A 24,382-nucleotide genomic window follows, 5' to 3' on the forward strand; every position below is an offset into this window, starting at 1 on the left:
GGTGCGGATATGCTTAGAGTAGGGGTTATTATGGGCGGGGTGTCGTCCGAATATGAGGTATCACTGAAGACCGGCAGGGAGATGCTGAAGGCGCTTGATCCGGCAAAATACACAGCGGTTCCGGTACACATTACCTCGCGCAAAGAGCTGCTGGAACGGGTAGCGGGACTGGACTTCGCTCTGCTTGCCCTGCATGGGGCCTACGGAGAAGATGGTACGGTGCAGGGAGCCCTGGAGACGCTCGGAATTCCGTATTCCGGGAGCGGGGTGCTCGCAAGCAGCTTATGTATGGATAAAGGGCTGGCCAAGACGGTCATCCGCAGCAAAAGCATCCCCACACCCGATTGGCTGTGCTGGGACAGCATGGATGAATATGCCCCGGAAGCCGTGCAGCGGCTCGGTTATCCGGTGATGGTGAAGCCAAATTCCGGCGGGTCCAGCATCGGCATGACCAAGGTGAATCATCCGCAGGAGCTGGCGGGCGCGGTAGAGAAAGCTTTTGCCTGCGCCGAAGAAGGCTCTGTGCTCATTGAACACTATATCCCGGGACAGGAGATTACCTGCTCCATCCTGGGGGGAGAAATGCTGCCGGTCATCGGCATTCAATCGCTGGGTGCGGACTGGTTCGATTATGAGGCCAAATACGAGCAGGGCGGCGCGGAGGAGCGGATCATCCGGCTGCCTGATGCGTTGCAGGAACAGGTGCAGACGGCGGCGTTAACCAGCTATCGGGCGCTCAAATGCGCAGTGTATGCACGGGTGGATATGCTGTTGAAGGATGGCATCCCTTATGTGCTGGAGGTGAATACCCTGCCCGGAATGACGGCAACCAGTCTGTTGCCCCAGAGTGCAGCGGCAGCCGGGATGGACTTCAGCAGCCTGTTGGATGAGATTATTACCAGATCACTGCGGGAGCGCGGGGGGCTGCAAGGTGCATCTGGAGAGGGAGTGCAGACTGTAGAATATGGAGGTGTCAGGCTATGAACACGATGAGAAGGGACAATGCCTCCATCATTAATCCGCGGTTACAAGAGATTCCGCCTTCGGGCATCCGGGCTTTTTTTGATCTGGCTGCGGGTAACAATGATATTATATCGCTGGGAGTAGGCGAGCCGGACTTCGCAACACCCGCACAGGTTAGAGCTGCCTGCATTCGCGCGCTGGATCGCGGGGAGACGGGGTACACCTCTAACAGCGGACTGCCGGAGCTGCGGGAGGAGATTGCGGGCTATATGCAGACCCGCTTCGGATTGGGTTACGATCCTGCAGATGAAATTTTGGTTACGGTGGGCAGCAGTGAAGCGGTGGATCTGGCGCTACGGGCCTTCATGGCTCCCGGGGATGAGATTCTGATTCCTTCTCCGGGTTATGTTGCTTACGCGCCTATCGCCTACCTGAACGGCGGGACGCTGGCACCGGTGGAGACGAAGGTGGAGGAAGGGTTTAAGCTCACTGCCGAAGCGCTGCGTAAGGCGGTAACGCCGCGTACGAAGCTGCTGATGGTGAATTTTCCAAGCAATCCTACGGGGGCGGTTATGACTTACGAGGACTGGCTGCCGGTGGCTGAAGTGGTGAAGGAGCTGGGGCTGATCGTCATTTCCGATGAGATCTACGCCGAGCTGACCTACGACAGCAAGCATGTAAGCATCGCTTCCCTGCCCGGGATGCAGGAGCGGACGGTGGTGATCAGCGGGTTTTCGAAGGCTTTTGCCATGACGGGCTGGCGGGTGGGCTATGCCTGCGGGAACCGTGAACTGCTCTCGGCCATGCTGAAAATCCATCAATACACCGCCATGTGCGCCCCTGTACCGGGACAGATTGCTGCTGCTGAAGCCCTGCGCAGTGCGTTGCCGGATATGGAACGGATGAAGGCATGCTTCAAAGAACGACGCTCGCTGCTGGTGGAGGGCCTGCGGTCCGCCGGGTTGTCCTGCCATATGCCGCAGGGGGCCTTTTATGCCTTCGCTTCGATCGGCCGCACCGGGCTCGGGTCAGAAGAGTTCGCCATGCGCCTGCTTCAGGAGGCAGGGGTTGCCGTGGTGCCGGGCCATGTGTTCGGGGCTGGCGGGGAAGGCTATATCCGCATCTCCTACGCCGCTTCTACGGCGAAGCTGACGGAAGCGCTGGAACGGCTGGAAGATTTCATGAAGGTGACCAGGCTGCATAGTATTGCAGGTAAAAATGTAATTGTAAGATGATTTCATATCACCTATAATCCTTAAAGGAAGAAATAGGGATATTGTAACAGCATTCCGGCCCGCCGCCGGATCAGGAAGCCCCCTTCTTCATTTGGAGGGGGGCTTTTGGGCTTGTATTGGGGGAAGGCTAAACAACTTCAACGTAACCTGATCAGCAGACACAGATGTATTCTTGCAGCGGGAGTCCGCTTCCGCACTATCTAATAGGAGGCATTATTAATGATCTCAGCCATTCAAGAAGTAACCGGACGGATCGCCCCGCCTGACGAAAAAGCTACACTGCGCGCGGTGCTCCGCCTGAACAGTCTGACCAAGCCGCCCGGAAGCCTCGGGCGGCTGGAGGCGCTGGCTGTCCGGTTGGCCGGAATCTCCAAAGTAGAGCAGCCCTGCTACAGCAAACGAACGGTAGTGGTTATGGCCGCAGACCATGGGGTCTGCTGTGAAGGCGTCAGTGCTTTTCCGCAGGAGGTCACCATGCAGATGGCCTATAACTTCCTCAGCGGCGGGGCGGCGGTGAATGTGCTGGCCCGTCAGGGCGGTGCTGAGGTACAGTTCGTGGACATCGGGATCAACGGCGATATCGAGCACCCGCAGCTGATTAACCGTAAGGTCCGCCGGGGCACAGACAATATGGCAGCAGGCCCGGCGATGAGCCGGGAGGATGCACTGCGCGCGATTCTGGCCGGAGTTCATGTGGCGCAGGAGGCGGTGAAGAACGGAACGGAGATTTTCATTACCGGGGAGATGGGCATCGGGAATACGACAGCCAGTGCGGCGGTCTTGTGCGCACTCGAAGGCATTCCGGCAGAGACGGCGGCTGGGCGGGGGACAGGCATTAACGATGAGCGGCTCCAGCACAAAATCTCGGTAATTGAACGTGCCCTCGAGGTGAATAACCCTGACCCCGCAGATCCGGTTGATGTGCTCGCCAAGGTGGGGGGGCTTGAGATTGCCGGGCTGGCCGGGCTGATTCTCGGAGCGGCGTCCCTGCGGATTCCGGTCATTCTGGACGGCTTCATCTCCGGGGCGGCAGCCTTGATCGCCCGGGCGCTGGCGCCGGAATCCACAGCGTATATGATCGCTTCCCATGTCTCTGGTGAGCAGGGGCATAAGCTGATGCTGGACCGCCTCGGTCTGGAAGCGCTGATTGATATGGGCCTGCGGCTGGGAGAAGGCACTGGGGGTGCGCTGTGTTTGCATTTCATCGAAGCGGTCTGCCGGATTATGCGTGAGATGGCAACCTTCGAGAGTGCGGGCGTCTCCGGATCGGAGAGCGTATGAGCATTCTGGTCACGGGAGGGGCACGCAGCGGCAAAAGCGGCTTCGCCGAGCGTCTGACCCGCAAGCTGGCTGACTCGCGGCAGGCGGTCTATGTGGCAACCGGACAGGCTTTTGATACGGAGATGGAAGCGCGGATTGCGTTGCACCGGCAGCAGCGGCAGGCGGACGCGGACGGCTTCCAGTGGGAGACACTGGAGGAGCCGCTTAAGCTCGCAGCGCTGCTGGAGCAGCTCTCCGGCAGCAGCCAGATTGTGCTGGTGGACTGCCTGACGCTTTGGCTGTCGAATCAACTGCTGGCTGTGGAGGAGCGAAGTGACAGGCAGGAATTAGCAGAGGCTGCAATTGCCGAACTGGAGCAGGTCGTCTCCGGCTTCGAGGGAACGCTGATCCTCGTTACCAATGAGGTCGGCGGCGGCATTGTGCCGGAGTATCCGCTGGGCCGGTTGTACCGTGATTTGGCCGGAAGGATGAACGCCCGGCTTGCTGCCTGGTGCGGGCAGGTATTTCTTGTTACCGCCGGAATCCCGGTTGAGCTGAGAAGCCGGGAGTATCTTCTGTGAGTGCGCGGGGGAGCGCCGCAGCCGCGTTTCAGTTCCTGACGCGGTTTCCGGTCAGAAGCAGCGGGGAGTTCTCGCCGGAGCTGCTGCGCGCGAGCGTGGTCTATTATCCGCTCGTCGGGGCAGCCATCGGCCTTAGCACCGCACTCGGCGCCGCCGCAGCAGGCTGGCTGCTGCCGGCTTGGCCTGCCGCTGTCATCACCCTCATCCTGTGGGTGGGGCTGACCGGCGGGCTGCATTTGGACGGCTGGATGGACAGCGCCGATGCGCTGCTCAGCTACCGCTCCAGGGAGCGGATGCTGGAGATCATGAAGGACAGCCGTGTCGGCGCTATGGGCGTGCTGGCCTGCGTGCTGCTATTGCTGCTGAAGGCCTCGCTGCTGGCGGCATGGCTCGAAGGCGGCAGCTTCAGCCTGCTGCCGCTGCTCCTGCTGCCGCCGGTTTGGGGCCGCTGGTACATGGTGCGGGCGATGGCCCGCTATCCCCTGGCCCGCGGCAATGAAGGGCTGGCCGCCACCTTCGGCGGGCTGCCTGCCCGGCAGGAGCGGCGCGCGGGCCTGAGCGCCGCACTGCTGACGCTGGCCGCTGCCGCTGCGCCTCTGGCGCTGGGCGCGGGCAGCGGGGCCTGGCCGCTGCTGGCGGCTGCGGCGATCCTGGCGCCGCTGGCGGCTGCAGTCTGCGGCCGGCTCGCGGCGCGGCGGATTGGCAGCCGGCTCGGCGGGCTCACCGGCGACGTCTACGGCGCGCTGGGCGAGCTGCTGGAGACGGTGGTCCTGCTTGTGCTGGTACTGGTCCAGCACAACTTACCTTAGCGGGCTGCGCGGCAACTGCCCGCGTCCCTCTGAATGATGCGCCGTGCCTACGCAGCATTTATGCATCGCTTCGCGCCGCGCCCGTAGCGAACAATCAGAGATAAATGGATTCTGTGCAACTAAAAACAGTGAAACGGCAGGCTGTCTTCTTCTAACTGTAGTCTATACAACTAAATTTGCCTGAATGGGCGAAAATCCAGATATAGAGGCGGTTTAATTGCACGAAATGCAGCTAACCGGAGATTCGGCGGCAGACAAGGCGATTTAGTTGTACAAATTGCAATTCCGCCACCCCTTGCATCCCTAACCGGGGCACGGCGAATTCTCAGCCAGCGATAAGTTAAAGCGGTGGTCACAATTATAGATCTGATGATTAATAATGCATAATCAGATTTACACTTGCGGGTGGGCATGATGAACCCTAAAAGGACTAAATATGAAATCATTGGGCCAATGTATGCGAAAAACAGCATACAATTTGCAGGTTTGGAGTGTTTGTGGCTCGAATGTATGTTGAAAACAGCATACAATTTGCAGGTTGGGGTGTTTGTGGCTCGAATGTATGCTGAAAACAGCATACAATTTGCATTTATGGTGTTTGTGGCTCGAATGTATGCTAAAAACAACATACAATGTGTAGGTGGGGGTGTGCGCCGCCTGGATGTATGCGGAAATCCGAACACAATGTGCTGGCGCGAAGGTAAGGGGCCCGAGGTATACGAAAAACCGAATACATTAGCAGGTGCTGTACCAGTGTTCCTAGTTGCGCCGTCCAGCCCATGTGCACCGCTTCGCCCGGCGCATGAACCGGCCGCGCCGGCCCTTCACCTATACGCCGCACCACCCGGCGACCAACACCTGCGCGCCGACAAGCCGGCAGCAGCAAGAAAGCGAGGAAGATGAACATGGAAGATACAGCCGCATACACAGGCGCAGCCCGGGCAGCGGAAGCCGGGCTGCGGCGGCCCGGCGCCGTGCTGATGATCCAGGGGACGGCCTCCGATGTCGGCAAAAGCCTGGTCACCGCCGCCATCGGGCGGATTATGACCCGGGACGGCTACCGGACCGCCCCGTTCAAGTCGCAGAATATGGCGCTGAATTCCTATGTCACAGCGGACGGCAAGGAAATCGGCCGCGCCCAGGGGATGCAGGCGGAAGCCTTCGGTATTACGGCTACCAGCGATATGAATCCGATTCTGCTGAAGCCCTCTGGGGAGATGAGTGCGCAGATTGTCGTGCATGGGGTGCCGCATGCCGCCCTCAGCGCGAGGGAATACCGCGAGAAGTTCCTTCCCGAAGCTAAGGACACCGTAATGGATGCGCTCGGGAGGCTGCGGGAGGCTTATGATATTGTGCTGATGGAAGGTGCGGGCAGTCCGGCGGAGATCAATCTTAAGAGCCGGGATATCGTCAATATGAATCTGGCCGGCTGGGCAGATGCGCCGGTGCTGCTGGTCGCCGACATTGACCGGGGCGGCGTCTTCGCCTTCATCGTCGGCACCCTGGAACTTCTGGAACCGCATGAACGCGCCCGGGTCAAGGGCTTCATCATCAATAAATTCCGCGGGGATGTCTCCCTGTTACAGCCCGGACTGGACTGGCTGGAGGAACGGACAGGCATTCCGGTGCTGGGAGTGCTGCCGTTCCTGCCGCAGCTGCGGATTGAGGCAGAGGATTCCGTAGTACTGGAAGGAACGTCCCGCCGCCAGCGGGAGGAGTCCGCGAAGGAGCTTGATATCGCGGTCATCCGTTATCCGCGGATCTCCAACTTCACCGACTTCGATCCGCTGGAGGAGGAGCCGGATACCGTCTTACGCTACGTGCAGTCGGCAGATGAGCTGGGAACGCCCGATGTAATTATCCTGCCGGGCACGAAGAACACCGCTGCTGACCTGCAATATCTGCGCGAGCAGGGTTTCCCTGCTGCAATCGAGCGTGCGCTGGAGCGGGGAACGCAACAGCTTGCCGGAATCTGCGGCGGGTATCAGATGCTGGGCTTGAAGCTGCTGGATCCCCATGCCGTAGAGAGTGCGGAGCCGGGAGAGAGCGAGGGACTGGGATATCTGCCGCTCTCGACAGCTTTTCTCCAGCACAAGACCACGGTGCGGGTGAGCGGCGGGCTGGCTGCGGATCATCCCCTGCGGTTAAGCACCACAGCCAATGGTGTAACACCGGAAGTTTTGTCTGTCGCTGGTTATGAGATACATATGGGAACAACCACGAACCACGATCCGTCTTCTGTACTCAGTCTCTTTACGCTGGCCGGACCGGAAGGACAGGCTGTGCCGGAGGGTTGGGGAACCCGGGACGGTAGAGTCTGGGGCAGCTATCTGCACGGGCTGTTCCATAACGATGCCCTGCGCCGGAGCTGGCTGAACGGACTGCGCAGCTCCAAGGGGCTGACACCGCTAACGGCGACCTTCTCGGCTGCCGAACTCCGTGAACAGGAATTTGACCGGTTGGCAGATGCTGTGGAGTCCCATTTGAATATGGCTGCGGTATATGCAATCATGGGTCTGCCTGGAGGGGGAGAATAGCCATGCTGCTTGCAGTGCTGCTGTTTGTTGTAGCTGGTCTCGCTGAGATCGGCGGCGGATACCTCATCTGGCTCTGGCTGCGGGAATCGCGCCCGTTATGGTATGGATTAGCAGGTTCGGTTATCCTGATCGCCTATGGCATCATCCCGACCCTGCAGAAGTTCCCTTCGTTTGGCCGGGTTTACGCCGCTTATGGCGGAGTATTCATCGTGCTGGCTGTACTATGGGGCTGGCTGGTGGACCGCAAGACGCCGGATCTCTACGACTGGGTCGGAGCGGGCATCTGCGTCATCGGGGTATCCGTAATTTTATGGGCGCCAAGGCACTGAGCAACAACCTTCACTTTTCCAAAAAAAAGCAGTTCCAAAGGCCGCATCGCCTCGGGAACTGCTTTTCTATTGTATTAGCTGGTCCGGCGGATCTTCAAACTCTGTATCAGCATCAGTATCAGCGTCAAAAATAGTTGGATTTTCGGCACTTGTTCATGCACCACTGGCACCTTACCAAGCAATAGTTGGAAAAAAGGCACTTAAAAAAGCTGGAATTACCGAAAAAAGAGAATTCATCCGAATATAAGTTACACTTTTCCAACTAAAACCCTCTAACGTTCCAAAATTGCCGAATTAAGATACATTTATCCAACTAAATCCTGCATCACGCTAACGGCAACAGCATTCACAGAGGTCCCAGCACTCCCTTCCACTAAATAAGATACCGTTTGAAAATCAATTCACACTATAAGCGTTCCCGCTATCTCCACATGACCGCTCTTAGCACCCTTAAATCTTAAACTGCTGAGCGGCCTTCTGCAGCTTCACGGCCTGCTGGTAGAGGTGCTCGACAGTTAGGGCGTGGCCCTCCAGTTCTTCATGCTGGCGTGCAGAGTTGTCGGCAAGCGTGTCTGCGTTCTGCTGCGACTTGGCGGTAATCTGCGCCGTTTCTTCTACAGAGGCACTGACTTCCTCGGTACCTGCTGAGATCTGCTGGGTTGCGGCAGAGACGGACTGGATGCTGTGATTGATGCTCTGAATGAGGATCAGCAGGTGGTTGAAGGCGTTGCCTGCTTCGACCACCTTATTCACTCCGGAAGCCACTTCAGCGTTGACATGGTTCATTTCGGATACGGACTGGTTCATATCCTCCTGCAGACTCAGCAGGAATTCACGGATCTGCTCATTGGATTCCTTGGACTGCTCGGACAGCTTACGCACTTCCCCGGCCACCACAGCGAATCCGCGGCCATGCTCCCCGGCACGGGCAGCCTCAATGGAAGCATTCAGCGACAGCATCTGAATCTGCTTAGTAATCTCGGTAATCCCCTGCACGACTTCACCGATCATCAGCGAGCGTTCGTTCATCAAGCGGAACTGCTCCAGCGACTGTTCGGAGGCCTGCTCTACCTGGCGCATCTGCTCCACTGCACTCTGGGCAATATCATTGCCGCTCTGGGCTTCGGTGGAAGCCTCGCTGATCTGCTCGGTGACCTCACCGGCGGCGGAGGCAATATGCTGGATGCCCATATTGATCTCATCCATGGCGCGGGAGTTATCCATCGCGCTGCTGGCAATCATGGTACTGCCCTTGCCGATCTCTTCCACAGAGGCCGCTGAATGTTCAGCCATCTCATTAAGGATCTGGACACGCGTCTTCAGATCATTGGAATCGGCCACTACTGTCCCGGAGGTATCCAGCACATGTCCAATCATCTCCTTCAAGCGCTCACTCATGATGCGGAAGCTCTCGGAGAGCTGTCCGACTTCATCGGTACCCTTAAGCGTGAGCGCTTCGGTGAAGTCGCCGCCCGCCAGCTTGTTGCTGTAGGCCGCAAGCTTAGAGATCGGACGGGTGATTCTGCGGCTCATGAAGCCAGCGGCAGTGACGCCTACCACCAGCGCCAGCAGGGTAATTCCTGCGCTTGTCCATAGGATGCTGCTCATTTTGTCTTGGACGAAGTTCATATCGGCGCTTGCGGCTACAATCATGGTTGTTCCGGGAACACCGACATAGGCACTTTTATGTATACCGTGGCTATCACTATAGATTTCACTAAGCCCTGTCTTTCCTTTGGAGGCTTGCTCCATGGCAGGCGATACTTCTAAGGCTTCATCCGGCTGGAGCTTGGCGCCATGATCCGCGGTCAGGACAGTGGCCTGGCCATCCTTCAGATTGATGAGGAAAAGGGTATCCACATCCAGCTTTTTACGCTTGTCCTCCAGATAGAATTCGACATTGGTCCTGGCCTGCTCGTTCTTGTTCAGGGTCTGCTGCGCACTGGTAGCATTCAGGTTCTTATAGGTATCCTGGGCGGCGGCAGTCAGAGACTTGTCGATCTGCGGAATGACATAGCTGTTAATGGTGCCGATAGATATAATGTAGAAGCTGATACTCAACGTAAGAGAAGTGAGTAGCAGAACGACGAACAGCAACAGCGTAAACTTGCGACTAATTGATTTTTTGAAGCCAAACATGGCATTCGCTCCTTTTTACGTGAAATGCATCTTAATCTCATTATTCTATAGAATTAACCTCCGGTTGAATAGTGAAAATTTGCAATAAACTGCATTATTTTCAGAAATAACTGAATATTTAATGACTCTATCACCATTTCGCCAAAAAGATGCAAAGAAATGCCGTTTTTCTGAAAATTTAAAATTTCATAGCATGTTAGCTTTGTATGTGATAGAGTAGTAATGTTTTGTTTCATGACTACTGCGATCCGCGGTTCGTAACCATCCCGCGTAACCAAAACTAGGAGGAATACCAGGCATTATGTTTAATTTGTTGTGGGGCGTTTGTTTTGTCGTCGTTAATTTTGGTTTTTTTCTGCTGTGCTACCGCTTATTCGGTAAAAAAGGGCTCTACGCCTGGGTCGGCATGGCGACTGTAGTCGCTAATATCCAGGTTGCCAAGACCATTGCGATGCCGTTCGATATCGTGATGACGCTGGGCAATACGATGTATGTCACGCTCTATATGACCAGTGACCTGCTCAATGAGCGGTACGGCCGGGCTGAAGCGCGGAGCGCTGTGTGGTTCGGCTTCTTCACGCTGCTGATGACGACCGTCATTATGCAGATGGTGCTGGTGTTCAAGCCGCAGGAGACTGACATTGCCCAATCCGCGCTGCAGACGATATTCGGCCTGATGCCGAGACTGGCGCTGGGCAGTCTGACCGCTTATTTTATCAGCCAGTTCCTGGATGTACGGCTCTACGCCTGGATTCGAAAATATTACGGCAGCTCTAAGCAGCTATGGATCCGCTCGAACGGCAGCACGATGATCAGCTCCTTTGTCGATACGCTGATCTTCTGCACGATTGCTTTTGCCGGAACCTATGACATGAAGGTATGGACCGAGATTCTGCTGACCACCTACCTGTCCAAGTTCATCCTCACGGCCGCCGGTACGCCGGTGCTGTATCTGGGCCGTTCCTTCAAGTTTGCCGAAGAAGAGCAGAAGCCTGTTAGCCGGGACTAAGCCTCCCGATGATTAAAGCCCCAGCCCCCGAAGATCCGGGAGCTGGGGCTTTTGTGTGCCGTGATGTATAGTGGGCTCGCGCGCTAAGTTTGAGGCTTCCTGAACGCTCAGCAGAATTACAGGTTAAGTACTGTCCATTCTTTGGGGAAGCGGGTCAGCGTCTGTGGACCTTCGGCGGTGACCAGCACATCGTCCTCAATGCGCACACCGCCGAGACCCGGCACATAAATTCCCGGCTCTACGGTGAAGACGTTGCCGTTCTGGATGATATCCGTATTCAGCCCGTGCAGCGAAGGATATTCATGGGTGTCCATGCCCAGCCCGTGTCCGACACGGTGCATGAAGTACTCCCCGTAACCTGCGGCTTCAATCACATCACGTGCCGCCTTGTCGACAGAACCGAAGGACGCTCCGGCCACGGAGGCGGCAATGCCCGCTTCATTGGCAGCAAGCACAGCATTGTATATATCACGCAGTCTGCTGTCCACTTCGCCTACCGCGAAGGTGCGGGTAATATCGGAAGCGTAGCCTCCGGCATACACACCGAGGTCGAACATAAGCAGATCGCCCGGCTGAATAAGGCGTTCGCCCGGTACGCCGTGCGGGAGGGCCGTTTTCGGACCGGACAGCACCATCGTGTCGAAGGAGGGGCCGGAGGCACCGGTTTTTTTCATCAGATACTCCAGCTCCGCTACCAGTTCAATCTCGCTGACTCCGGCTTTGACATGCGCCAGACCCTGACGGAGAACCTCCTCCACCAGCTCGGCGGCATGCTGCATGATGCGCACTTCCTCCGGGGTCTTGACCGCGCGCATCGCCCGTAGCAGATGGCCGATATCCTGGTAGGAACCGGCGGCGACCGCTTCTGTGAGGAGTTCATACCGGCTGACGGAGAAGTGTTCCTTCTCGATGCCGATGCTGCCCGGACTAACACTGCCGAAGCGTGACTTCAGCAGAGCGTACGGGTTGTCCGTGTCGCTGTGTGTCAGAATCGTCTTCACCGAGGAGGCGGCATGCGCGGCTTCGGCGTCCAGCGCCGGCACAATCAGCACCGGGTTCTCGCCCCGGATCAGCAGCAGGCCCAGAAAACGTTCATGCGGGTTGCTGGCAAAGCCCGTCAAATAGTACACATGCTTGGGATCGGTTACGAGCAGGGCATCCAGCTTACCGGCTGCCATGTCCTGCTCCAGTTGTTGCAGAGCTGCATTCATTTCATTAGTTCCCCTTTCGTCTACACGCTTGAACAGCAATGTTCCTATTATAATTCATACAAATGGATGCTGCACCTCCCGTTATCGCTGCCGCCTCAGTCGTTTGAGGAAGAGAAGCACAGGGTAATAGTTGCCACAATCAGGATCTGATAATACCTGAAGGAGGTTAAGGAATATGACTGGAGCCAAAATAAGGCTGCTCTCCCGTACCTGTCTGCTGCGTGTAACACTGGTCTTGCTGATGACGTTGTTGTCAGCCTGCACTTCCGCTGCAAAGGAGGATAAGCTAGAGGAGAATGGAGCAGAAGGCAGTCCGCAGGTTAATGCGCAGCCTGACGAAGCTCCGGGTGCATCCCCGGACTTTCCCTATACTGCCCAGACGCTGGCCAGCGGGCTGGAGGTTCCCTGGGAGATGGCATTTGCACCGGATGGACGGATTTTTATTACGGAGCGTACCGGCAGCCTGCGTGTCATGGAGAACGGCAAGCTGCGCGATGCTCCGCTGCTGAAGCTCTCTGATCCTTTGGTCAGCAAGGGAGAAGGCGGGCTCTTGGGTCTCGCGCTTGATGCTGATTTTGAGCAGAACGGACGGGCTTATGTCTATCACACCTACCGTACCGTAGAGGGCGGGACGGCGAACCGGGTGCTGCGGATCGTAGTTGGAAGCAGCACAGCTGAGATCGACCGCGTCCTGTTGGATAACATACCGGGCGATACGAATCATAACGGCGGACGGATCAAGATCGGGCCGGACGGGAATTTGTACATCACCACAGGTGACCGCTATGAACCGGAGCTGGCGCAGGACAAGAATAGTCTGGGCGGCAAAATCCTGCGGATTATGCCTAGCGGCTCTATCCCCGAAGACAACCCGTGGCCCGGATCGCCGGTCTACAGCATGGGCCACCGCAATGCCCAGGGTCTGGCCTGGCAGCCGGAGAGCGGGGCGCTCTACAGCTCCGAGCATGGCCAGTCCAGTCACGATGAGCTGAACCTTATCGAGGCCGGAGCCAATTATGGCTGGCCGCTGATCGAAGGCGATGAGACCGAAGACGGCCAGCCCAAGCTTGTGACTCCGCTGGTTCACAGCGGGAAGGAGACCTGGGCTCCGTCAGGAATGACCTTCATTACGCAAGGACCCTGGGCCGGTGAGCTGCTGGTTGCCAATCTGGCGGGACAGCAGCTCCTAAGGGTATCGCTGCCGCCTGCGGGCGGAACGCCTTCAATGACTAGCCTGTTCAAGGAAAAGTACGGGCGAATCCGTAATGTGGCGGAAGGGCCCGATGGTACCCTGTACCTTATGACCAACAACCGCGACGGCAGAGGCGGCCCGCAGGCGCAGGATGATCGGCTGATTGCGCTCCGGCCGGACTGGAAGTGAAGAATGGCCGTTTTTTGACTATGTTAACCCTCTGAAATGATGTAACATAACCTTAACTAGCATATACTTACTCGGGTTAGGCCAGGCCGCTACAATTGCCTATAGGACCTATATGCAGGAGAGGGGAGGATGTCCATGCAAGGCAAAACCGTGCTGGTCACTGGTGCAAACTCCGGGATGGGGCTGGCTACAACCGTGGAAATGGCCCGCAGGGGAGCAACTGTCATTATGGCCTGCCGCAGCCTTAAGCGGGGGGAAGAGGCTCTTGCCGAAGCGGTGCGGCAGAGCGGCTCCAGCCAGATCCGGCTGATGCTGTGCGATCTTGCTTCCTTCGATAGCATTCGCGCTTTTGCCGGGGAGTTCACTGCCGAATATCCTGTGCTGGATGTTCTGATCAATAATGCAGGGGTAGTCGCGCTGAAGCGTGAGCTGACAGCAGACGGCTACGAGCTGGATCTGGGCGTGAATCATCTGGGGCACTTCCTGCTGACCCGCTTGCTGCTGGATAATCTCAAGGCTGCTGAACAGGGCCGGATTGTGGTTGTAGCTTCAGGAGCATATAAGCTCGGCAAGCTGTATCTGGAGGATCATACATTATCCCGCGGCTTCAATCCGGCGAAGGCGTATGCCCGCTCCAAGCTGGCGAATATTCTGTTCACCCGTGAGCTGGCTTCGCGCCTGAAGGACACCCGGGTTACTGTGAATTGTCTGCATCCGGGCGCGGTGGGAACGAGTATCGGGGTGAACCGGGAGACCGGCTTCGGGCGCGGAGTGCTGAAGCTGCTGTCCCGCTTCTTCCTGACGCCTGAGCAGGGGGCGGATACGGCCATCCTGCTGGCGACTGCGCCGGAGCTGGACGGGGTAAGCGGGCAATATTATTACCGCCGCAAGATCAAGGAACTGACGCCACGGGCGGAGGATGCTGAAGCGGCCGCACGATTATGGAAATGGAGTCTGGAGCAGACCGGGCTTGAATAATGCTGTTTCAGTGAGGTTGCTTCAGCTTTACTGAAACTGTAGAACTGCTGCGTAATAAGACCGGCTTGGAGTATAATTACTCTACGGATGTTCATACCACAATTAGGAGGACGTACAGCATGGATTGGCAGGCTTACAGTATAGAGGATGCAGTGATAGAGGATTTGGAAGCAATTGTGGAGATCTATAATTCGACGGTTGCCGGAAGAGTGGTAACTGCGGATCTTGAACCGGTAAGCGTAGAGGAGCGGGTGGGATGGTTCCATGAGCATAACAGCCATCACCGGCCGCTGTGGGTACTGAGACAGGGGGGCGAGATCGCCGCCTGGTTCAGCTTCCAGTCGTTCTACGGACGTCCGGCTTACAATGGAACAGCAGAGATTAGTGTCTATGTAAATGATAAATTCCGCGGCAGCGGTGCGGGAAGTATTCTGCTGGCCAAGGCGGTGGAGGAATGTCCGCGCCTTGGGCTGCAGAATCTGGTCGGGTTCGTATTCGGCCATAACGAGCCCAGCCTCGCCCTGCTGCGGAAGTTCGAATTCAAAGAATGGGGGCTTTTGCCGGGAGTCGCGGTGCTTGACGGCATCCCGCGCGATCTGGTCATCATCGGCCGCAAGCTGTAAATATATAAATCGACAGGCTTTATTGAGGTTGCGGAGGAGCGCTGAAGGCGGAACGGCATTCCTCTTCCGTAATCCATGATTCCGACCAGACCTGGAGATCGCGGATGACGGATTCCAGCGCCCGGCCTTTGCCTGTAAGCGAATACTGGATGCGGACGGGGGTCTCAGGGAATACCTCGCGCAGCACGATGCCTTCCTGCTCCAGCTCCTTCAGCCGTTCGGACAGCAGCCGGCCGCTGACAGGCAGCGAGGACTCAATTTCCCCGAAGCGCTGGGGACCCTGCAAAAGCTGATAGATGATTAAGCCCGTCCAGCGTCTGCCGATAATATCCATGCTTTTTTGTAATCTTGGACATAACTCTGTGGATTTCATTAGGCTCACCTCTTACTGTACATTATAAACGAAAAGCCCTGTGCCTAAAACAAATTTGAAGGATTATAGCCGCATGAAAGGATGATTCCCATGGCAAAAAAGAAGAAGAATACACCGGTCCCGCGCCCTGCGGCAACGGATGCTCCGGCAACCCTGAAGGATATGCTGAGCGGCGAGGTTCTGGAGAAGCTAAAGGCGCAGTCCGATGCGCTCAAGGCAGAAGAACGGGACAAGAAGGAGGCTGTCCTAAAGGCAGCCGAGGATAAGCGCAAGGCGGAGCAGAAGCGGCTGGAGAATGATTTCGGCCATCTGCTGGAGAACAGCAATCAGGACTGGTCCAAATTTAAGTAAAATAATTTTTTACCAGAATAAGGGTTGACAATCTGCTGTAAGGCCATATATTATTGGGTTTATCATTTAGAGAAGGGAGGCTGATGGATCATGATTGGAACAAATGAACGGAACAGACAGCAGGATCACCTGACAACCGCATATGTACGATCTGATCTCATCGCCTTCGTCCGGAAGACATAATGCGCAGGGTATTGCTGCTGATGTCTGAACTGAATACGGGTGTGCTTTGAACGGGTGCAAGCTTCAACGGGAAGCTGCACTTAGCGCGCCGGGAGCCGCATGATCAGAACTGGTCTGCGGCTCTTTTTTGTGTACCTGGAAACCCAACCTGAGAGGAAATGAAAATAGATATGAATAGCATGAAGCAACAAGCGGAAGAGATGTCCCGCTATAAACATGAGGTGGCCCTTCCGGGCGGCGACCTCAAAATCTACGCCAGTGAGCAATTATTCGGCACGCTGGATTACAAGGTCTTGGAGATGGCTAATAACAATCTTCAGATACCAAATATCGAATATATGAGCTATACCCCGGATGTACATGTAGGCGTCGGAACCTGTATCGGCACTACGGCTGTATGGGATGCCGAATCAGGCTATGTGTCGCCGTCCATTGTGGGCAGCGACATCGGCTGCGGAATGCGTGTGCATCTGACCAACCTGCACGTGGATGATCTGCGCGAAGTGAAGCTGCGCCGCAAGCTGGTCCGCGCGATTGAGAAATATCTGCCGATGGAGGCTCAACAGCGCGGCCACTACAGTGATATCCGGCTGGAGAATATCGTACGCAAGGGACTGCACGGCCTGCCCAACAAGTATATCCCGGACAGCTACACACCGAAGAAATCAAGTGCGCTTTCCCACGTGGAGATCAGCAAGCTGGGCTTCGACGAAGAGATTCTGAATGAGCTGCCGGACATGGCCTGGCACCGGGGCCACCGCCAGCTCGGAACTCTTGGCGGCGGCAATCATTTCGTGGAGATTCAGGCGATTGAGATCGCGGAGGAGCAGCGGGAGGTGGCGGAAGCCTGGGGGCTTCAGGACGGGCAGATTGCTGTCATGATCCACTCCGGCTCACGGGCCTGGGGCGGCATGGTCAATCAATTCTGCACCCCGGCCTTCGCCAAGGTCATGGGCCAGCTGGGGCTGGGCAGCGCCGACCCACGCTTGATCTATGCGCCTCTGGCGCATCCGCAGGCGCAGCGCTATGTTAATCTGATGTACTCGGCACTGAACTATGCGGTAGTGAACCGTCACCTGATTGCTTATGGAGTCCGTGAGGGCTTCCATGACGTCTTCGGCCCGAAGTGCGAATTGCGCACTCTCTACGATCTGATGCACAATTATGCCTGGGAAGAGAAGACTTCCGCAGGCAGCAAGTTCGTCCACCGCAAAGGAGCCACCCGCGCTCTGCCTGCGGAGCATGCGGATAATCCGCGCCCTTATGCGGGGACCGGACATCCGGCGCTGATTCCCGGCTCGATGGGCACCGCCTCTTATATCATGGTCGGCCAGCCCGGAGGGGAAGAGAATTATTATTCCATCTGCCATGGTGCAGGACGTATCCGCTCCCGCTCGGCCACGAAGCGGCTGGTGAGTGTCCAGGAATTCTCCCGGTCGATGAAGGTGGGAACGGAAGACGAGATTGTCGTGAACCAGCATTCCCTGGAATCTATCATTGACGAATCCCCCCAAGCCTATAAGAATGTAGATGAGATCATAGAAAGCGTTACGGGCGCCGGCCTGGCTGCCGTGGTGGCCAAATGCAAGCCGCTCGCAGCGATAAAGGGGACGAAATAAGGATGGAGCAGGAGAACAAGAAACCGGCTGTAATCTATGAATATGATGAAGAGAGAGCCGGCATTATCAAAGGCTACGATGTGTATGCCCGCCTGGTGGACGGTATCCTTGAAGCCCTCTACACCCGGTACGGTGTCCGTTACGAGCTGTATGCCAGCGATGATCCCAACAGTGAATACTGGAAGCTGCTGGAGAACGATGTGCAGAGCGGGAATGCCGGGGTGGAGCATGTGGCGCGGATTTTTGACCGCCTGGAGGACCGGACCTTCGTGTTCGATGATGAGAAGGAGCAGCCGGAGTACCATATCCATCTGTCGGTCCGCAATAATGTGCTCGCTTATCCGGCGATGGGCATTGCGCTGGCGCGGGTCCCGGTGTTTCAGGAGAACGGGATTAACTTTCAGGATTATGTATTTGCCGCATCGGATCAGCAATTGCAGTTCTTCCTTGGCAATGTACGCAAGCGTCAGCGGGAGCAGAATATTAACAAGGTGACAGTGTTCACCGACCGGCGCAACGGAATTTCCCGGGAGGATGAGCCGATTACGCGTGCGGTTAGGCGTGAAGAAGTGATTTTGGATGCCGGTATCAAAAAAGAGATCTACCGCTCGCTCGACCAGTTCTTCGACAGCGACCGCAGCTTCTATGTAACCTATGATATCCCGTACAAGCGGGGGATTCTGCTCTACGGGCATCCGGGCAACGGTAAGACCACGCTGGTCAAATCCATTGCCGGAAGCGTGCCGGGACCGGTGCTCTATTGGCAGATTACAGAGTATACGAGCAGCGAATCAGTGAATGAGGTGTTCGAGGCTGCGGCCCGGCTGGCGCCGATGGTGCTCGTGATTGAGGATATCGACTCCATGCCGCAGGAGGTGCGCTCCTTCTTCCTGAACACGCTGGACGGGGCCACCTCCAAGGAGGGAATCTTCCTGATCGGCACGACCAATTACCCTGATAAAATCGACCCGGGTCTCATGAACCGCGCCGGGCGCTTCGACCGGGCCTACGAGATCAAGATGCCAAGCGAAGCGCTGCGCCTTGAATATCTGCAGCTGCGCGGTTTCTCCGCCTTCGCAGGTGAGGAAGGCACGGCCACTGCTGCGCGTCTGACCGGGGATTTCTCCCTGACCCAGCTCGGCGAGCTGTATGTCAGTGCCGCACTGGAATGGCATGAGAACGGCACGGCAGATGTGGAGCTTCTTGTGCGCGGCATGCGCGGCGAGCTGGACAAGGGCCGCAAACGGGAATGGATGAAGGATGCTTCGGCCAGCATCGGCTTTTATTGAATAAAATACGTGGAGAGCAGGCTGCCAGCGCGAATGAGGCTGGGGAATGAATCGCCAGAGTTAGCATACAGGGGGCCGGGAGGCTCCCTTTGTGCTGAATTTGAGCTCCTCTGCCGTTGCTGGCTGCTAGCCTTCGGTGTTTACAAATTAGAGGTTTCGGGGTCATCTAGGGAGTTATGCGGACACAGAGGACGTTATTTGGCGAAAAAGACGCCTTTTCTGCTCGTATCGGACTCAGGAGCCCCTATATTGTATTGTGGAGCGTAAACGGAGGCCGGAGAGGGGGCTTAACGGCATCTGAGTCCGCCAGGCATGCGAAATGCTGTGTTCCGGCCCAATAAGGGATCTCCAGTCCGCAACGGGAGTGGCGGGGTTCGCTCCCCTGCACATCGCACCCCGCACCATCGCATCTCGGCCCATTGCACCCTAGCGGATCCCGCACCACCGCCCCTCCGGGGATGAAGGACTTTGCTTGCGAACAAAATGGATGATTTCAGGAAATTTCGTACAGAGGTGTAACTTTTCGCATTCTCATACGTGGATGGAGTAAGGGGGGAGGAGATGGAGCCAAATTCGCTGGATGAACTATATGAACATTATGTTGACGACATCTACCGCTATCTGCGCTCCCTCTGCCAGGACCATCATGCGGCTGAAGATTTAATGCAGGATACCTTTTACCGGGCGTATCTGTATCTGGAGGATTGCCGGGAGGAACGGGTTAAGCCGTGGCTGTTCCGGGTGGCGTATAATGCATTCGTGGATTATACGCGCAAAGAGAAGCGGAGCGTGGCGAAGGAAGGTGCTTATTTCAGCAGCCTGCCCCACCCGGAGACAACGGAAGGCACACTGTTGAAGCAGGAACGGTGGGAGGAAGCGGCGCGGGCGCTTAGCCTGTTGCCGGAGGGGCAGCGCCATGCCCTGCTGCTGCACGATGTGCACGGGCTGAGCTATAAGGAAGCTGCTGGCATTATGGAGGTGGGCTTGTCCCAATACAAGATACTCATATTCCGCGCCAGGCAGAAGCTGCGTGAGGCGGATCGGAGGAGGAATGAGCATGAGTGAGGAATTCAAAGAGAAGCTGCGCCAATATAGCGAGGGCACCCTCCCGGAGGAAGAGCGTGAGGAGCTGGAGAGTGAGCTGGCGAAGCTTGAAGCGTATCAGCAGTATCTGGAGGAGCAGATGGAGCGGGAGGAGCAGGACGGGCAGGTTACCGGGAGTTGGACCAAGACGGATGCGCAAGGAAGCGCAGCTCCAGGGTTCAAAAAGGCGAAGAAGAAGCGAAGAGAGAAGTCCGTTATTCGCCGGGGTAAATGGAAGGCGCGGATTAACAATACACTTACTGTATTTTCGGCGTTCCTGATCTTTACGGTCATTAGCAGCATTATCACAATAGTCTTCTACAACACCGGAGACCGCGGCGACACTTACCGTGATGTGGTAGAATCAGCGATTGCCGTTACCCGCCCTAACACCACGGTGCGCCTTTCATCGGATGCGCATTATTTTTTCCGGTTGGAGTTATCCGGGAATCTGCTGAAGCAGGTGGGCAGCGAGAGCATTCAGGTGGGCAGCTATACCCAGGATCTCCATCTGGGCCTGGCCAATATTGGTGAGTTTAATTGGACGGATGAGCAGAACGGGGCTGGAAAAGTGTTCTACTATCCGTCTGCGGAGGGCAATGCCGGGGGAGGAGATGACAACAGTCAATGGAAGAGGCTGGCGAAGCTTCCTGAAGGTACGGTTGCTGAGGCGTTTCTGTCACTCGGCCATTTATATACCACAGATGAACTCCTGAAGCAGTTGGAGCCGCTGAACCTTCAGCCTGTCTGGTTCGGTGCCGATACCGGACCTTCAACGAGGAATGACGATGTGGTTGTATATCCGCTTGGCTTCCCCTATCAGCCCATGTGGCACAAGGACGATATGAAGACAACTCAAGTCACCAAGGAAAAAACAGGCTGGTTCAGCTCGGTCTCCTCCTACACCAGCGTAGCTCCTTCCGTTGAAGCGTACGGGAGCGGCGCGCTGCGGGATGCCAATTTCATCAAGACCCTTAAGCTGCTGCAGGAGCATCAGACACTCGCTGCCAGAGCGGTGTATATCGATCGGTTAGACACCTCCGTGGCCTATCTGGAGCAGAACGGGGTGAAGCTCTACGGAGCCGTTGTCACCGGACCGGTCAAGGAGTTGCTGAAGCTGCGCGAAGCTTCGTGGGTAAGCCACCTCCAGGTAGGGGAAGTACGGCTGTGGAACTGGACGGAGTGAGGATCGCTATATATGAAAATGGCTAAAGGATCAGATCGCGGTGCCCTGAAGCTTCAATTTGCATTCCCTCTTCAGGGCATCGTACAATGATAGAACGTAAACTTGGATTTGAACATAAAAATGGCTGGGAATCGCAGTTAACCGCGCTTCTTAGCCATTTTGAATAAGGAGGAGAATGCAGATGAAGATTGGAGTGGTCTCGGATACACATCTCTCAAGCCGGGCCAAAGGGCTGCCGTCCGTGCTTATAGAAGAATTCCGTCAGGTGGATATCATTCTGCATTTGGGTGACTGGGTGTCGCCGGAGATTTACGATATGCTCGCCGAGCTTGCTCCGGTAGAGGGGATTGCCGGGAACAACGATGGCTATGAGATTATTGAGCGTTTCGGCGAGAGCAAGATCCTTACGCTTGAAGGCTTGCGCATCGGAATGATTCATGGACACGCTCCGTATTCCCGCAAGGGTACGGACGGTAATGCGCTGCTCGCTTTTGAAGGCCAGGACGTAGATTGCATCCTCTTCGGGCATTCCCATCAGCCGCTTATGCGCCGGGAGAACGGGATTCTGCTGTTCAACCCCGGATCGCCCACGGACAAACGCCGGGAGAAGCAGTATTCGTTCGGTCTGATGGATATTGAGGATGGGAAGATTACGGCCCGTCATGTCTTTTACGATTCCAGGGAATAAGGGGGCATAACTTTGCTGAATTTTGGCTTTGAACGGGCGGGTCTTGAGGATGTGGAGGAGCTTGCTCCGGTATTTGATGAATACCGCAGCTTTTACGGCCAAGCCGCCGACCTGGAAGCTGCCCGGGAGTTCCTGATGGCAAGACTGCAGCATGAGGAATCGGTTGTCTTCATGGCGGTCGCCGGTGAGGGTGAAGACAGGCGGGTGTATGGTCTGGCGCAGCTGTATCCCTCGTTCTCTTCCATTACGGTTCAGCCCGTATGGATTCTGAACGATCTGTTTGTGACGCAGGAGCAGCGCGGGCAAGGACTGGGTTCGCTACTGCTTGAAGGCGTGAAGGGCTTCGCGCAGGGGACAGGTGCCAAGGGTTTGACGCTGTCTACCATGATCACCAATACAGGTGCACAGCGACTATACGAAGCCCAAGGTTATGAGCGGGACGAGAGCTTTTATACTTATCATTTATATTTCTGAAGATATAGTTAGGAGAGTTATAGTGGTGGAGACAAGCAGTAAGCTGGCTGTATTTTTTGATCTGGATGATACGCTGTATGACCATCTGGTCCCGTTCCGGGATGCGGTGCGGGAGGTGCTGGCTCCTGAGGAGGACAAGCTGGATTACGCGGAGCTGTTCTACACGGTAAGGCATCACAGCGACTTGCTGTGGCCGAAGTATCTGCGCGGGGAGATGGAGCTGGAGGAGACGCGGGTGCTGCGGCTGGAGCTGGCTTTTGCCGAATATGGGTTGCCGCTCAACCGGGAGCAGGCGGTGCAGATACAGGCCTCCTATATTGCCCGCCAGTACACGATTGAGATGATTGACGGCGTAGCAGAGCAGCTTCAGCGGTTCATTAGCCTGGGTCATCCGGTAGGCATTATCACCAACGGCCCGCAGGAGCACCAGATGGGCAAGCTGCGCGGGCTGGGCATCGACCGGATCATTCCCCCGGAGATGATCTTCATCTCGGATGCTGTCGGTCTGGCGAAGCCGGACCCGGCCATCTTCGCTCATGTCAACAGGGTGACGGGAACTACACCAGAAAACAGTCTTTATGTGGGCGATACCTGGGCCAACGATGTAGTAGGCGCGCTGGCGGCAGGCTGGAAGGTATGCTGGTACAATCCGCGCGGGCGGCAGCCGGGCACGGACCATACGCCGAGCTATATTTTCACGAATTATAAGGAGTTCAGCGAGCTGCCGCTGGTATGATATTCATACAGAAAAGGTGCCCTCCGTGAGTGGAAGGCACCTTTTTGTGTATTTTACCCAGAAGCTACTTCACCACATCAGCACCAAGCTCCGTTAATTAGCGAAGCTATAAGTCGAATCGGTCAGATTCAGCCGTTTCTTCAGCTCAGAGGTGGCATAGATCTTGTTGTCGTCTGTAATGAAGAAGGCCTCCACCTTCTCCGGCAGCGCTTCGAGATATTTCAAGCCTTCTTCCAGGCCCATGAGGAACACACCGGTGGAAAGAGCGTCCGCGTCTGTCGCGTTGGGGCTCATGATGGTGATACTCTTCAGCCCGTTCTGGGAAGGAAAGCCTGTACGCGGATCGAGGATATGGTGGTAACGCACTCCGTCCTGCATGAAGAAGCGCTCATATACCCCCGACGCGTCAACCACCTCATCGGCAACCTTAATGGTTCCGAGCTGGCTTCCGCGGCTCTGATCGGGGTCCTGCAGGCCGATATTCCATGGAGAACCATTTGGCTTGTTGCCAAGGGCGATAATGCTGCTGCCGCCGAGATTGATCATCGCGCTGTTCAGGCCCTGAGCCTTAAGATAGTCGGCGATCCGGTCAGCCGCATAGCCTTTGCCGATTCCGCCCATGTCCAGCACCATGCCTTCTTTGGCCAGCTTGACCGTCTTCGCAGCCTCATCAACAATCACATCCTTGTAATTGACCAGACTCCGGGCCTTGTCGATCGCCGCCTGGTCAGGCACATGCTCCCCGCCTTCGCCGATCGCCCATAGATCCACAAGCGGGCCAACCGTCGGATCATACAGCCCGTCCATTTCCTCAGCATATTTGAGGGAGAGCTTCACGATATCCAGCGTTTCATCAGACACAGCAACGGCTTCTTTGCCGGCGGCTTGATTCACCGCGTACAATTCCCCGTTCGTCTTGGTGCGGCTGAACTCGATATCCATCCGTTCCAGCATAGCCTGAATGTCGTCCATATTCTTCTGTTCCACCGTATCGCCGAACACCTTGATATTCACAACCGTATCATAAATATAAAACGTCTGCTCCAGGGACTTCGTATCGCCGTCTTTGGAGGCAGTAGCGCCAGGGGTTCCGGTAGCAGCAGGGCTGTCTTCACTCTTGTTACCCATTGTAAGCCAGATTACCACAGCCGCAGCGATAACAACGACTAGAGCGGCCAGAATGACAACGGTTTTTTTGTTCTTAGATGTTTTTTTGATTTCAGACATATTCCACCATCCATACAATTAGTTTCGTGGTTGCATCTTTACTATCATACCCCAGAAAGAACGGCAATGGATACTCATTTGGTGACATTTTGTGCAGAAGAGCGGCTTGCGGAGTGCC

23 protein-coding genes are annotated in these 24,382 nt (G+C 56.2%); 19 read left to right on the forward strand and 4 right to left on the reverse strand.

Annotation, left to right across the window (positions count from 1 at the left end; genetic code table 11):
* The first annotated feature begins 9 nt into the window (after positions 1 to 9).
* The 7 genes from MKY86_RS05045 (at position 10) to MKY86_RS05075 (ending at position 7,714) form a co-directional block, all read left to right on the forward strand.
* Positions 10 to 984 carry a D-alanine--D-alanine ligase gene (locus MKY86_RS05045; protein WP_076081875.1) on the forward strand — a complete coding sequence of 325 codons (975 nt, stop codon included), beginning with the start codon at positions 10 to 12 and terminating at the stop codon, positions 982 to 984.
* Positions 981 to 2,198, forward strand: a complete 1,218-nt coding sequence (locus tag MKY86_RS05050) for a pyridoxal phosphate-dependent aminotransferase (RefSeq protein WP_076081874.1) — start codon at positions 981 to 983, stop codon at positions 2,196 to 2,198. Before MKY86_RS05045 ends, MKY86_RS05050 begins: the two co-directional genes overlap by 4 nt.
* A gap of 219 nt (positions 2,199 to 2,417) precedes the next feature.
* The gene (cobT, locus tag MKY86_RS05055; protein ID WP_076081873.1) at positions 2,418 to 3,479 is read left to right on the forward strand and encodes a nicotinate-nucleotide--dimethylbenzimidazole phosphoribosyltransferase; all 1,062 of its coding nucleotides are present in this window, start codon (positions 2,418 to 2,420) and stop codon (positions 3,477 to 3,479) included.
* The gene (cobU, locus tag MKY86_RS05060) at positions 3,476 to 4,039 is read left to right on the forward strand and encodes a bifunctional adenosylcobinamide kinase/adenosylcobinamide-phosphate guanylyltransferase (RefSeq protein ID WP_076081872.1); all 564 of its coding nucleotides are present in this window, start codon (positions 3,476 to 3,478) and stop codon (positions 4,037 to 4,039) included. Before cobT ends, cobU begins: the two co-directional genes overlap by 4 nt.
* On the forward strand, positions 4,036 to 4,848 hold the full coding sequence (gene cobS, locus MKY86_RS05065) for an adenosylcobinamide-GDP ribazoletransferase (RefSeq protein WP_076081871.1): 813 nt from the start codon (positions 4,036 to 4,038) through the stop codon (positions 4,846 to 4,848). The genes cobU and cobS overlap by 4 nt, the downstream gene beginning before the upstream one ends.
* A 905-nt stretch (positions 4,849 to 5,753) precedes the next feature.
* Positions 5,754 to 7,385 carry a cobyric acid synthase gene (locus MKY86_RS05070; protein ID WP_076081869.1) on the forward strand — a complete coding sequence of 544 codons (1,632 nt, stop codon included), beginning with the start codon at positions 5,754 to 5,756 and terminating at the stop codon, positions 7,383 to 7,385.
* Positions 7,386 to 7,387: 2 nt separating this feature from the next.
* A complete protein-coding gene (locus tag MKY86_RS05075) occupies positions 7,388 to 7,714 on the forward strand; it encodes a YnfA family protein (protein WP_076081868.1) in 327 nt (108 codons plus the stop codon).
* A 450-nt stretch (positions 7,715 to 8,164) separates the two neighbouring features.
* Here the strand turns inward: MKY86_RS05075 and MKY86_RS05080 are convergent, their stop codons facing one another.
* Positions 8,165 to 9,853 carry a methyl-accepting chemotaxis protein gene (locus MKY86_RS05080; protein ID WP_076081867.1) on the reverse strand — a complete coding sequence of 563 codons (1,689 nt, stop codon included), beginning with the start codon at positions 9,851 to 9,853 and terminating at the stop codon, positions 8,165 to 8,167.
* A gap of 301 nt (positions 9,854 to 10,154) precedes the next feature.
* On the opposite strand from MKY86_RS05080, the gene MKY86_RS05085 reads away from it, so the two are divergent.
* Positions 10,155 to 10,862, forward strand: a complete 708-nt coding sequence (locus MKY86_RS05085; RefSeq protein WP_076081866.1) for a queuosine precursor transporter — start codon at positions 10,155 to 10,157, stop codon at positions 10,860 to 10,862.
* Between the two features lie 116 nt (positions 10,863 to 10,978).
* Here the strand turns inward: MKY86_RS05085 and MKY86_RS05090 are convergent, their stop codons facing one another.
* Positions 10,979 to 12,073, reverse strand: coding sequence for a M24 family metallopeptidase (locus tag MKY86_RS05090; RefSeq protein ID WP_076081865.1), 1,095 nt, complete (start codon positions 12,071 to 12,073; stop codon positions 10,979 to 10,981).
* 175 nt (positions 12,074 to 12,248) lie between these two features.
* On the opposite strand from MKY86_RS05090, the gene MKY86_RS05095 reads away from it, so the two are divergent.
* The 3 genes from MKY86_RS05095 (at position 12,249) to MKY86_RS05105 (ending at position 15,055) form a co-directional block, all read left to right on the forward strand.
* Entirely contained in the window at positions 12,249 to 13,454 is a 1,206-nt protein-coding gene (locus tag MKY86_RS05095; RefSeq protein WP_076081864.1) for a PQQ-dependent sugar dehydrogenase, read from the forward strand.
* 135 nt (positions 13,455 to 13,589) lie between these two features.
* Positions 13,590 to 14,432 (forward strand): SDR family oxidoreductase, encoded by an 843-nt coding sequence (locus MKY86_RS05100; RefSeq protein ID WP_076081885.1) that lies wholly within the window; start codon positions 13,590 to 13,592, stop codon positions 14,430 to 14,432.
* Positions 14,433 to 14,551: 119 nt separating this feature from the next.
* Entirely contained in the window at positions 14,552 to 15,055 is a 504-nt protein-coding gene (locus MKY86_RS05105) for a GNAT family N-acetyltransferase (RefSeq protein ID WP_076081863.1), read from the forward strand.
* 19 nt (positions 15,056 to 15,074) lie between these two features.
* Here MKY86_RS05105 and MKY86_RS05110 read toward each other — a convergent pair whose 3' ends face one another.
* The gene (locus MKY86_RS05110) at positions 15,075 to 15,428 is read right to left on the reverse strand and encodes a winged helix-turn-helix transcriptional regulator (RefSeq protein ID WP_036727611.1); all 354 of its coding nucleotides are present in this window, start codon (positions 15,426 to 15,428) and stop codon (positions 15,075 to 15,077) included.
* A 90-nt stretch (positions 15,429 to 15,518) separates the two neighbouring features.
* Here MKY86_RS05110 and MKY86_RS05115 point away from each other — a divergent pair, with 90 nt between their 5' ends.
* From MKY86_RS05115 to MKY86_RS05150, 8 genes are all read left to right on the forward strand, one after another.
* Entirely contained in the window at positions 15,519 to 15,779 is a 261-nt protein-coding gene (locus tag MKY86_RS05115; RefSeq protein ID WP_076081862.1) for a YqkE family protein, read from the forward strand.
* 353 nt (positions 15,780 to 16,132) lie between these two features.
* A complete protein-coding gene (locus MKY86_RS05120; RefSeq protein ID WP_076081861.1) occupies positions 16,133 to 17,581 on the forward strand; it encodes an RtcB family protein in 1,449 nt (482 codons plus the stop codon).
* Positions 17,582 to 17,583: 2 nt separating this feature from the next.
* Entirely contained in the window at positions 17,584 to 18,870 is a 1,287-nt protein-coding gene (locus MKY86_RS05125; RefSeq protein ID WP_076081860.1) for an ATP-binding protein, read from the forward strand.
* 561 nt (positions 18,871 to 19,431) lie between these two features.
* Entirely contained in the window at positions 19,432 to 19,935 is a 504-nt protein-coding gene (locus MKY86_RS05130; RefSeq protein ID WP_076081859.1) for a sigma-70 family RNA polymerase sigma factor, read from the forward strand.
* Complete coding sequence (locus MKY86_RS05135; RefSeq protein ID WP_076081858.1) at positions 19,928 to 21,139, forward strand: anti-sigma factor; 1,212 nt, start codon at positions 19,928 to 19,930, stop codon at positions 21,137 to 21,139. The genes MKY86_RS05130 and MKY86_RS05135 overlap by 8 nt, the downstream gene beginning before the upstream one ends.
* 181 nt (positions 21,140 to 21,320) lie before the next feature.
* A complete protein-coding gene (locus MKY86_RS05140; protein ID WP_076081857.1) occupies positions 21,321 to 21,827 on the forward strand; it encodes a metallophosphoesterase family protein in 507 nt (168 codons plus the stop codon).
* A gap of 12 nt (positions 21,828 to 21,839) precedes the next feature.
* Entirely contained in the window at positions 21,840 to 22,301 is a 462-nt protein-coding gene (locus tag MKY86_RS05145; RefSeq protein ID WP_076081856.1) for a GNAT family N-acetyltransferase, read from the forward strand.
* 25 nt (positions 22,302 to 22,326) lie between these two features.
* Entirely contained in the window at positions 22,327 to 23,037 is a 711-nt protein-coding gene (locus tag MKY86_RS05150; RefSeq protein ID WP_340826474.1) for an HAD family hydrolase, read from the forward strand.
* A gap of 93 nt (positions 23,038 to 23,130) precedes the next feature.
* Here the strand turns inward: MKY86_RS05150 and MKY86_RS05155 are convergent, their stop codons facing one another.
* Positions 23,131 to 24,264, reverse strand: coding sequence for an FAD:protein FMN transferase (locus tag MKY86_RS05155; RefSeq protein ID WP_076081855.1), 1,134 nt, complete (start codon positions 24,262 to 24,264; stop codon positions 23,131 to 23,133).
* Positions 24,265 to 24,382 lie beyond the last annotated feature (118 nt).

Source organism: Paenibacillus sp. FSL R7-0333 (assembly GCF_038000365.1).
Classification (GTDB): Bacteria; Bacillota; Bacilli; order Paenibacillales; family Paenibacillaceae; genus Paenibacillus_AQ; species Paenibacillus_AQ silagei.